The organism is Devosia insulae DS-56, assembly GCF_000970465.2.
Taxonomy (GTDB): domain Bacteria; phylum Pseudomonadota; class Alphaproteobacteria; order Rhizobiales; family Devosiaceae; genus Devosia_A; species Devosia_A insulae.
Genome location: NZ_LAJE02000342.1, coordinates 18,648 through 29,543 on the forward strand (window position 1 = coordinate 18,648; position 10,896 = coordinate 29,543).

Annotated in this window: 7 protein-coding genes and 1 other RNA gene; 5 read left to right on the forward strand and 3 right to left on the reverse strand. The window is 65.5% G+C overall.

Annotated features, from left to right (window positions below; translation table 11 throughout):
• The first annotated feature begins 239 nt into the window (after positions 1-239).
• From VW23_RS22450 to VW23_RS22460, 3 genes are all read left to right on the forward strand, one after another.
• Complete coding sequence (locus tag VW23_RS22450; protein WP_069911725.1) at positions 240-3,086, forward strand: valine--tRNA ligase; 2,847 nt, start codon at positions 240-242, stop codon at positions 3,084-3,086.
• A 22-nt stretch (positions 3,087-3,108) separates the two neighbouring features.
• Positions 3,109-4,098: a CorA family divalent cation transporter gene (locus VW23_RS22455; RefSeq protein WP_176730465.1), complete on the forward strand. Its 990-nt coding sequence runs from the start codon at positions 3,109-3,111 to the stop codon at positions 4,096-4,098.
• A 146-nt stretch (positions 4,099-4,244) separates the two neighbouring features.
• Positions 4,245-7,862: an AsmA family protein gene (locus tag VW23_RS22460; RefSeq protein ID WP_069911727.1), complete on the forward strand. Its 3,618-nt coding sequence runs from the start codon at positions 4,245-4,247 to the stop codon at positions 7,860-7,862.
• On the opposite strand, the gene VW23_RS22465 is transcribed toward VW23_RS22460, so the two are convergent.
• The 3 genes from VW23_RS22465 to ssrA form a co-directional block, all read right to left on the reverse strand.
• A complete protein-coding gene (locus VW23_RS22465) occupies positions 7,859-8,065 on the reverse strand; it encodes a ribbon-helix-helix domain-containing protein (RefSeq protein WP_069911728.1) in 207 nt (68 codons plus the stop codon). The genes VW23_RS22460 and VW23_RS22465 overlap by 4 nt on opposite strands.
• Before the next feature lie 7 nt (positions 8,066-8,072).
• Complete coding sequence (locus tag VW23_RS22470) at positions 8,073-8,567, reverse strand: SspB family protein (RefSeq protein ID WP_069911729.1); 495 nt, start codon at positions 8,565-8,567, stop codon at positions 8,073-8,075.
• Positions 8,568-8,697: 130 nt separating this feature from the next.
• Positions 8,698-9,051: a transfer-messenger RNA gene (gene ssrA / locus VW23_RS22475) on the reverse strand.
• A gap of 49 nt (positions 9,052-9,100) precedes the next feature.
• Here ssrA and VW23_RS22480 point away from each other — a divergent pair.
• Together VW23_RS22480 and VW23_RS22485 are read left to right on the forward strand one after the other, a co-directional pair.
• A complete protein-coding gene (locus tag VW23_RS22480) occupies positions 9,101-9,895 on the forward strand; it encodes a thymidylate synthase (RefSeq protein ID WP_069911730.1) in 795 nt (264 codons plus the stop codon).
• A partial coding sequence (locus tag VW23_RS22485; protein ID WP_069911731.1) for a DUF4424 domain-containing protein occupies positions 9,892-10,896 on the forward strand: 1,005 nt, incomplete at its 3' end. The genes VW23_RS22480 and VW23_RS22485, both read left to right, overlap by 4 nt.

A 10,896-nucleotide genomic window follows, 5' to 3' on the forward strand; every position in this document is an offset into this window, starting at 1 on the left:
GGTGCCGCGCCGGTGCTTTGGGTACGATCGAGCCACAGCCTCGACTCTTCACCTCCCCCTTCATGGGGGAGGCCGGGAGGGGGCCGTCTCTCTCAGTCGTCCCTTGCATGGCAGAACAGCGTCACCACATGCGTTTGTGTTGACTTCCCCCTCGCGCCTTTGCTTTAGACCTAGCCACTGAGTTCTGGGGCCCGCCGGCGCTTTGGTGCGCGCGGGCCGTTTGCCGTTGGAAACCACCGATGCTTGAGAAGACCTACGACCCCGCCGCCGTCGAGACCCGCATCTACGAGCAGTGGGACAAGGCTGGCACCTTCAAGGCCGGGGCCGGGGCCAAGCCCGGCGCCGAGACTTTCTCGATCGTCATTCCGCCGCCCAACGTCACCGGCTCGCTGCATATCGGGCACGCGCTCAACAACACCATCCAGGACATCCTGATCCGCTTCGAGCGCATGCGTGGCAAGGATGTGCTGTGGCAGCCCGGCACTGACCACGCCGGCATCGCCACTCAGATGATCGTCGAGCGCCAGCTGGCCGAACGCCAGCAGCCGGGCCGTCGCGAGATGGGCCGCGAAAAGTTCCTCGAGCGCGTCTGGGAGTGGAAGGCCGAGTCCGGCGGCACCATCCTCAACCAGTTGCGCCGCCTCGGCGCCTCCGCCGACTGGTCGCGCGAGCGCTTCACCATGGACGAGGGCCTGTCCGAGGCGGTCCGCAAGGTGTTCGTCACGCTCTACGAAAAGGGTCTGATTTATCGCGCCAAACGCCTGGTGAACTGGCACCCCGGCCTCGAAACCGCCATCTCCGATCTCGAAGTCGAGAACATCGAGACCAATGGCAAGATGTGGCATCTGCGCTACCCGATCGAGGGCAGCGAGGAGACCATCACCGTCGCCACCACCCGTCCCGAAACCATGCTCGGCGACGTCGCGGTTGCCGTGCACCCCGAGGACGAGCGCTACCAGCACCTGATCGGCAAGCACGTCATCCTGCCGATCGTCGGTCGGCGCATACCCATCATCGGCGACGAATACGCCGACCCCGAGCTCGGCTCGGGTGCGGTGAAGATCACCCCGGCGCATGACTTCAACGACTTCGAAGTCGGCCAGCGCCATGGCCTGAAGCCGATCAACATCTTCACCACCACGGCCACGCTGAACAACACCGTGCCGGCGGCGTATCGCGGGCTCGACCGGTTCGATGCGCGCGCCAAAATCATTGCCGAACTCGAGGCCTCGGGCGTGCTCGTCTGGGTCGACGACAAGAAGATCATGGTCCCCTATGACGAGAAGTCGAAGCTGATCGTCATCGAGCCGTTCCTCACCGACCAGTGGTTCGTCAAGGCCGACATCCTGGCCGAGCCGGCGCTCGCTTCGGTGAAGGAGGGGCGGACCAAGTTCGTCCCCAAGGCTTATGAGAACACCTATTACGCCTGGATGGAGAACATCAAACCCTGGTGCATTTCGCGTCAGCTCTGGTGGGGCCATCAGATTCCGGCCTGGTACGGCCCACGGCTCAGCACCGACCCGGATTTCAACAACCGTGATGCCGGCCTCAAGTGCTTCGTCGCCGGCAGCGAAGCCGAGGCGATCAAGCTCGCCCAGGCCTATTACGGCGCGCGCAAGATCGAGGTCTATCAGGGCGGCGCCACCGCGCCCGACTATGCCAAGGCCGTCACCAGCTTCGACACCACGCAGCGTGATCGGCTGAACGCCGACACCTGGAACATGCGCAAGCACCGCGATCCGTTCGCCGAGCTCTCGGACAGCAAGGTGCCGCTGCACCGCGACGAAGATGTGCTCGACACCTGGTTCTCGTCGGCGCTGTGGCCGTTCTCGACCATGGGCTGGCCCAACCAGACGCCCGAGCTTGCCAAGTACTATCCGACCGACGTGCTGGTCACCGGCTTCGACATCATCTTCTTCTGGGTCGCCCGCATGATGATGATGGGGCTGGAATTTACCGGCACCGAGCCGTTCCACACCGTCTACATGCATGCGCTGGTCCGCGACGAGAAGGGCCAGAAGATGAGCAAAACCAAGGGGAACGTCATCGATCCCCTGAGCCTCGTCGACGAATACGGCGCCGACGCCACCCGCTTCACCCTTGCCGCCATGGCGGCGCAGGGCCGCGACATGCGCCTCGCCATTTCCCGCGTCGAGGGCTACCGCAACTTCGTCACCAAGCTCTGGAACGCCGCGCGCTTCCTCGAGATGAACGGCTGCGCCCGCGTCGAAGCATTCGATCCGAAAAAGAACACCCTCGCCATCAACCGCTGGATCGTCGGCTCGACCGCTCGTGCCGTGGCCGCCGTCACCGCCGCGCTCGACGATTACCGCTTCAACGAAGCCGCCAACGCCGCCTACGATTTCGTCTGGGGCACCTTCTGCGACTGGTACATCGAGCTGGCCAAGCCCGTCTTCACCGGCGAGGACGAGGCTGCCAAGGCCGAGACCCAGGCGACCGCGGCCTTCGCGCTCGACCAGATCCTGAAGCTCCTGCACCCGTTCATGCCCTTCGTCACCGAAGAGCTGTGGGCCGAAACCGGCAAGACCGGGCCGGGGCGCGAAAAGCTGCTGATCATCTCGGAGTGGCCGGAACTGGCCGGCCTCGAGGATCCTGAAGCGCAGGCCGAGCTCGATTGGCTGGTGTCGCTGATCTCCGGCATCCGCTCGGTCCGCCAGGAAATGAACGTCCCGGCCGGCGCCAAGGTGAAGCTGCTGGTGGTTGGGGCAGGGGAGACGACCGGTATCCGGGTCGAGGCCAATCTCTCGGCGCTGACCCGGCTCGCCCGGCTCGAGAGCGTCGACTATACCTCCGACGTGCCGCGCGATTCCGCCCAGTTGATCCTCGGCGAAGCCACTTTCGTGCTGCCACTCGCCGGTGTCATCGATCTGGATGCTGAGCGCGGTAGGCTGAAGAAGGACATCGCCAAGGAGACGGTCGAGATCGACAAGATCGACAAGAAGCTGAGCAACGAGCAGTTCCTTGCCAAGGCCGCCGAAGAGGTGATCGAAGAACAGCGCAGCCGCCGCGCCGAGGCGGAGGACCGCCGTGCCCGCCTCACCGAGGCTCTGTCACGCCTGAGCTAACGGAGCCTCCATGGGCGAAACAATGCCGGCCAGCAATCAGCGCCAGCCGATCAAGGACTGGATGACCATCGTCCAGTTCGACGGCCGTGGCGGCGTGCGCAAGCTCGAAGAGGCCGAGGAGGCGACGTTCACCACTCCAGCCAAAGGCTTTGCGCTGATCTCGGGCAACTCGCGGGCGCCGGAGTTCAAGGTCTGGCTGAAGCGCGAGCTCGGCGATTTCAACGCCGATCTCATCACCGTGCCCTCGACCCGCAGCCGCTGCACCGTGCTCGATGACCGGGCGCTCGTGGTGCTGCGTGTCGCCCGGCCTGGCGCCGATCCCGAGGATGTCGGCCGGCAGCTGCTGACGCTGTGGATCGAGAAGGGGCGGGTCATCATCGCGTCGGAGCTCAACATCGTCGAGTTCCTCGGCATTACCCAGTGGCAACAGACGCACCACGCTCCGGTCTCGCCCGCCGACCTGGTCGCCCGCCTGGCGCTGCGCGCCGCCGACCGCATCGAGCCGCTGATCGAGCGCATGGGCGACAGCCTCGACAGCATCGAGGAGATGCTGATGATGAACCGGGCCGGCGACACCCGCTCGCGGCTGGCGCATCTGCGCCGCACGCTGATCAACATGCGCCGGCTGATCTGGCCGCAGCGCGATGTGCTGACGACGCTCGAAATCGAAGACCTGAGCTTCTTCACCGCCCGCGACCGCGTCCGCCTGCGCGAGGCGGCGGCCCGCACCGCCCGGCTCGGCGACGAGATGCAGACCCTCTCGGAGCGCGCCGTGCTGGTGCATGAACAGCTGCTCGATACCCGGGCCGAGCAGATGAACCAGACCATGTTGCTATTGGCAGCGGCAACCGTGGTGCTGATGCCGCTCACCGTGATCAGCGGCATCCTCGGCATGAACGTCGAAGGCATCCCCTTCCACGACAGCCCCTACGCCTTCTGGATCGTCACCGGCTTCCTCGGCCTGCTCGGCGTCGCGATTTTCCTCTTCATGCGCAAGAAGAAGTGGATGTAGGCCCCGAAGGGGACTCGTGTTTTCCGCCTGGAGCTGGCTGAATTCGGCAGGGCAGCGATAGTGACGAAGAGCCGCTGTTCCGCGCGTGACGCGGCAGCAGCCATTGCCTAAACTCTGCTGCACTTTTGCAAGGATTCACCGAACCCGTGCTCAACCGGCTCTACATCGTCGTCGGCGTCATTGCGATCCTGCTGCTCGCCGCGGCCTTTGTCGTGCCCAGTTTCATCCCCTGGGGGCAGTATCGCGACCGCCTCGCCGCCATCGCCGGTGAAGTGCTGGGCACGCCCGTACGCATCGAAGGCGACGTAGCGTTCTCGCTGCTGCCACAGCCCAAGCTGACCTTCTCCAATGTCAGCGCCGGCCCGCCCGAGGCGCCGAACCTCACGGTCGAGCGGGTCGAGGCGGATTTCTCGCTGATCGATTTCCTCCGCGACCGCTACAACGTCACCGAACTGCAGCTCGATGGGCCGACCATTTCGATTGATGTCGCGGCCGATGGCTCAGTGGATGCGGGCATCGCGCTCGCCCGTGCGGTGAGCAGCAATATCTCCGTCGCCAACGCCGTGGTCAGCGGCGGCACCGTCAAGCTGCGCGACGCCCGGGCCGGCGAGACCTATATCGCCTCCAACGTTGCCGGCGACCTGAAGCTCGAAGCGCTGCGCGGGCCGTTCTCGTTCCAGGGCACTGGCAATGTCGATGGCGCCGTCTATGCGCTGCGCGTCACCACCGGACAGCTCGATGCTGAGGGTGGTGGCTCGCTCGCCATGACCCTGAGGCCGGCCGACGAGCGCTTCACCCTGGCTGCCGAGGGGTTTCTGACTCCCGGGCTGACCCCCGGTTTCATCGGCACCATGACCTACCGGCAGCCACCGCCGAAACCGGCGAAGGAGGAAGACGCAGGGCAGGGCGACCTGGTGATGACGAGCAAGGTCGAGGCCAGCCCCAGCAAAGTGCTGCTCTCGGACTATGTGGTGATCCCCGACGAGAACCGCGCCGCGACGCGCCTGCTCGGTGCTGCCGATGTAACGCTCGGGCGCGGCATGGCCTTCAACGCGGTAATCTCGGGTGGCCTGCTGGCGCTGCCGCCGCGCGACGCGACGGCCGAACAGGCGGTCGAGCCCTATGAGCTGGTCCGGCTGTTGCGCGAACTGCCGCTCCCCACTGCGCCGGGGATTCCAGGAACCATCGGCCTCGATGTGTCCGAGGTGAACCTCAGGGCGTTCTCGCTCCGCAATGTCCGGTTGGATGCAACGGCCCATGCCGGTGGCTGGACGGTCCGCGGACTGACGGGGATCCTGCCGGGCGACACCCGCGTATCGCTCAGCGGCGAAGTCACCACTGAAACCGGCCGTCCTGAGTTCTCCGGCACCATGTCGCTGAAGTCGCAGCGGCTCGACGCGCTGACCACGCTGTGGCGGAAACCAGCCGACGGCAACCCGCTGTTCGGCATGCCGGGCGCGATCGAGGCCAGGGTCGACCTGGTCGGCGAGACGCTGTCGGTCAGCGATGGGCGGGTCGAACTCGACGGCGAAGCGCGGTCCTTTTCGGCACAGCTGGGGCTGGGCGCCACGCCGGACCTCCACATCGCTGCCGATATGGGCCAGCTCGAGGCGGCGCGCAGCGCAGCCCTGCTGGCTCTGCTGCCCGACTTCAATGCCGATGCGGCATTCCCCGCGACCTTCCCGAAGGGCGAGTTCGAGCTGGTCGCCGACAGCATGACCTTGGGCGGGCTGAACGGCCGGGCGCTTTCTGCCAGGGGTTCTTGGGACGGCGGTGTGCTGGTGGTCGACGACATTTCCGCCGGCGATCTGGGCGGTGCGAAGTTCAAGGCCGCGCTCACCGCCTTCGGCTCGATTACCAAGCCGGAGCTTTCCGGTTCGGGCACGCTCACCGTCGCCTCTGCGGATGCGCCCGCACTGGCAAGCTTCTACAAAGCGATCGGCGCCTCGCCGGCCATCGAGAGCTTCCTCACGCCGTCGCTGCCTGCAGACCTGGCGCTGCGCCTTGATGCGCCGAGCGGCGACGGGGCGCAGAGCCTCGCCGTCTCCGGCCGCCTAGGCACCGCTGAGATTGCCGCTGACGCCGAGTTGCAGGCCGGTTTCCTGCGGGCGCTGTCGGGGCCGGTCAAAGTTCGGCTCGACATGAAGTCAGCCGACTCGGCCGCGATGACCGCGCAGCTCGGCCTCGGCGAAGTCAGCTTGTTCGGCGTCGGCGAGCCGGTCCATCTGCTGGGCGTGATCGACGGGAATATCGCCAACAGCCTCGAGACCACCGTGCTGGTCGAAGGCGGCGGCGACTCCCTCGGTTTTTCGGGAAACCTCGTGGTGACCGATCCGGCGGCCTATAGCGGTAAGGGCACCATCAAGGCGACGCTTGCCGATCCCACTGCCTTCGCGGATTGGCTGGGGGCGGGTGGCGTGTCGCTGCCGGCCATCGCGGCGTCGGCGCGGCTCGATTTCACCGGGTTCTCCGATGTTCAGCTCTCCGACATCACCGGCACCTCCGGCGCGGAGAGCTTCACCGGCAGCCTGAAGCTGGTGAACCGCGGACCTACGCGCGCAGTCAGCGGCAGCATCGCCGCGGGGCAGCTGGAGATGGGCGGATTGCTGCAAACCCTCGTTGGGCCGGCTTCGCAGCTCTCAGGCAGCGGCCTCTGGCCGGATGGACCACTCGCCACCGGCGATGGGCAACGCGCCACTACCGGACGCGTTTCCGTCACCGCTCCGGCGCTGGCGGTCGCCGGCAAGCCACTGGTCACCGATCTCGCCTTCGATCTCGACTGGGACGCCACCACCACCCGGCTTCGCAACCTCACCGGCAAGCTTGGCAACGGCTCGATCGGCCTCGAACTCGCGGTCTGCTGCTCGGGCCCGTTGACCGACAAGCAGGTCACCGGACGCATTTCGCTGATCGGGGTGTCGATCGACGGCGTCGCGCCGCCGCCGGTCGCCGACGCGCTCGACGGCACGCTCGACGCCTCCGGCCGGTTCGATGGCACTGGCGGCTCGGTTGCCGGCATTCTCGGCGCACTGACCGGCGAGGGCACCTACACGGTGAGCGGGCTGAAGATCGAGCGGCTCGATCCGCAGGCACTGAGCCAGCTGGCCAATGCCGAAAACGTGCTCGAAATGCAGCCCGAGGAATTGAGCGCGCTGATCGAGGATCGTCTGGATGACGGGCCGTTCCTCGCGCCGCAGGTGACGGGCAGCTTCAACATCGCCGGCGGCGTGCTGCGCAGCCCCAATCTGTCGATCGAGGGGGATGGCGGGCAGGTGTTCGGCAGTGGCTCGATCCACCTCAGCGATCTCGGATTGGCGGGCGACTACGCCATCGCGCCGACGGCGGTGACGCCGGCAGCGCTGGTCGATAGCGGCTCGGCCCGGGTCGCTGCGCGGCTCGGCGGCACATTGCTGGCGCCCGAGCGGACCTTCGACGTCTCGAGCCTGGTCGATGCCATCATGGTCAAGGCCTACGAGGCCGAGGTGGCACGGCTGGAAAAGCTGCGTGAAGAGGACGAGGCACGTCTGAAGGCCGAGGAAGCCGAAAAGGCTCGGCTCGCTGCCGAGGCCGCCGCCATCCGGGCCGCCGACGAAGCCGCCACCAGAAAAGCCGCCGAAGAGGCTGCGGCCAGGCAGGCGGCGGAAGAGGCGGCCGCCAAGCAGGCGGCCGACGAGCAAGCGGCGAAAAAGGCGAAGGAAGAGGAAGACCTGCGCAAGGCGCTCGAGGAGTTCAACCGGCCGATGGATATCGGGCTGGGGAACTAGCCGCGGTCGCGATACCAGGCGAGCACGGCCAGCCGTACGGCGGATGAGAGGTTTGGCGCTTCGCGCTCCTGGTCGATCTCGGCGATCACTGCCGCGATCGATTTGCCACCGGCGAGCGCCATGGCTTCGAGCCCGGCCCAGAATTCTCCTTCGATGGCGATGCTGGTGCGGTGCCCGGCAATGGTCAGCGAGCGCTTCTCCACCGAGCCGTCACTTCTTGCGGAAGCTGTCGAGGCTCACGACCTTTTCGCCCTGCGCTTCCGGAGCGGCGGCGGCAGGCTTTGCCGGTGCGCTCGCATGCGGCTCGTCGGCGATCTCGGGTTCGACTTCCGCATCCTCGCCGGCTACGCGTTCGACATCGAACTGCAGGCCGAACTGTACCGAAGGGTCGAAGAAGCCTTTGATGGCGGAGAAGGGGATGGCCAGCAGTTCCGGCCGCCCGTCGAAGGAAAGTTCGACCTCGAAGCCGGTCTCGGTCACCCTGAGCGCACCGAACTGGTTCTGCAGCACGATGGTCATTTCCTTGTCGTACTGCTCGAGCAGCCGCTGGCTCATCCTGACCCCGGGCGCCTTGGTGACGAAGGAGATGAAAAAGTGGTGGTCGCCAGGCAGGCCAGTCCGCGCCACTTCGGACAGCACCTTGCGCACCACGCCGCGCAGCGCTTCCTGGGCCAGAATATCGTAGCGGATCAGGTCTTCAGCCATATCGTCCTTGCGTGCGGGGGAATCCCCGTAAGGGGCCATATCACCGCTGCGAGGCGCACAATTCAAGGCAAAACGGCAACCGTCGTCCGCGACGTGGGGACGCTCGTGTGAATGCCGGTGGTGTGAGGGAAGTGCAGGCTTCTGTTGCCAGGTGCCTGCGAACCCCGCCTGTCGGACTGCTAGGCCCGGAGGACTTCTAGTTCAGGTGCCGGCGCCGCATTAAGCAGCGATAGCAACCTTAGCATAGTTGTCGTTGGCAACTATTAGGATGGCCCGATATCGGTGGTACCATGCCGAGCAAAAGTCTAACCTTTACGCCCTTGTCGATCCTGTTTCGTCCCCATGAGCCCGCCACGACGGGGAGTTCTGGTGGAGACGCCGGGCACTGCCCCCGGGTCCAATAGGTTTATTACGCTAGCCGTTTATCGCCATAGCCGTTGCCGGCAAGCCCTATATAGGCGCGACGGGCGCGTGATGCAAACCGCCCTGTGGAAGCCGGTCGGAGCGCCTCCGAATCGCAGTAAGCTGAGCGGATGCGCCAATACCTAGACCTTCTCCGCGACGTCCTCGATAACGGCACCGATCGGCCTGATCGCACCGGCACCGGCACCCGCTCGGTGTTCGGCCGGCAGACGCGCTTCGACCTCGGCAAGGGCTTCCCCTTACTGACCACCAAGAAGCTGCACATCAAGTCGATCGTCTATGAACTGCTCTGGTTCCTGCGCGGCGAAACCAATGTGCGCTGGCTGCAGGAGCGCGGCGTGAAAATATGGGACGAGTGGGCCGACGAGAATGGCGACCTCGGGCCGGTCTATGGTTCGCAATGGCGGAGCTGGCCGGATGGCGACGGTGGCACGATCGACCAGATCGCCAATGTCGTGAAGTCCATCACCACCAAGCCGGATTCGCGCCGCCACATCGTCACGGCCTGGAACCCGGCTGAAGTCGACGACATGGCGCTGCCGCCGTGCCACTGCCTGTTCCAGTTCTACGTGGCTGACGGCAAGCTCAGTTGCCAGCTCTACCAGCGCTCCGCCGACATCTTCCTCGGCGTGCCGTTCAACATCGCGTCCTACGCCTTGCTGACCGAGATGATGGCGCAGGTGACCGGGTTGAAGCCCGGCGAGTTCGTCCATTCGTTCGGCGATCTGCACCTCTACCACAACCATTTCGACCAGGCCCGGCTGCAGCTCAGCCGTGATCCGCGCCCGCTGCCGCGGCTCACCATCAACCCCGACAAGCGCGACATCTTCGATTTCGAGTTCGAGGATTTCATGATCACCGGCTATGATGCGCACCCGTCCATCAAGGCCGAGATCGCCGTATGAGGATCCTGTCGACCGCCTGCATATTCGCCGTGCTCGCCACGGCGCCGACGCTTGCCAATGACACCATGTCGACGCTGGGCGCCGGCGGATTGGTGTTCGTCCAGACTGATGACGTGAAGATGCTGAGCGAGGATCTCTACGTCTCGCCTGAGCAGGTTCGGGTGAAGTACGAGTTCAGGAACGAAGGGACTGAGGACACCGACGCGCTGGTGGCCTTCCCGATGCCCGATATCACCGGTGACGGCGACTTCATGGTGGCGATCCCCACCGAGGACCCCGAGAATATCTTCGGCTTTGAAACGCTGGTGAACGGCGAGCCGGTTTCGGCCGAACTGCACCAGTATGTGTTCGCCACCAATATCGACTACACGCAGAACCTCACCGATCTCGGCCTGCCGCTGACGCCTTACGGCGACGCGACGGTGAAGGCGATCAACGCCCTCGATGAAGCGACCAAGAGAGAGCTGCTGCATCGCGCCCTGGTGATCCCGATGGAATTCGACCAGGGGCAGGGGATGCAGACCGAATACTGGCCGGTCTGGACGCTGCGCTCGACCTATAGCTGGGAGGCGCATTTCCCGGTTGGCGAAACGGTGACGGTCGAGCATCAGTACAAGCCGAGCGTCGGCGGCACGGTGGCCGTGACGTTCCTGTCGCCGCCCTACGAGGGCTACGATCCAGCAGTCGAGTACAAGCGCAAGTACTGCACCGACGACAGCTTCATCAACACGGTCAAGAAGACGCTGCCAAACCCCGACGAGCCCTATGGCGCGCCGTTCACCGAGGGCTGGGTCAGCTACATCTGGTCGACCGGCGCCAACTGGGCCGGCCCGGTCGGTAAGTTCCATCTGACCATCGACAAGGTGCTGCCGCAGAACCTCGTGTCGTTCTGCTGGGACGGCGAGGTCAAGAAGACCGGTCCGACGCCCTTCGAGGTGGGAGCCCAGGACCGGTGGACGCCCTCCAACCGGGGGCCGGCGGTGACGCTCCTCAACCGGCAG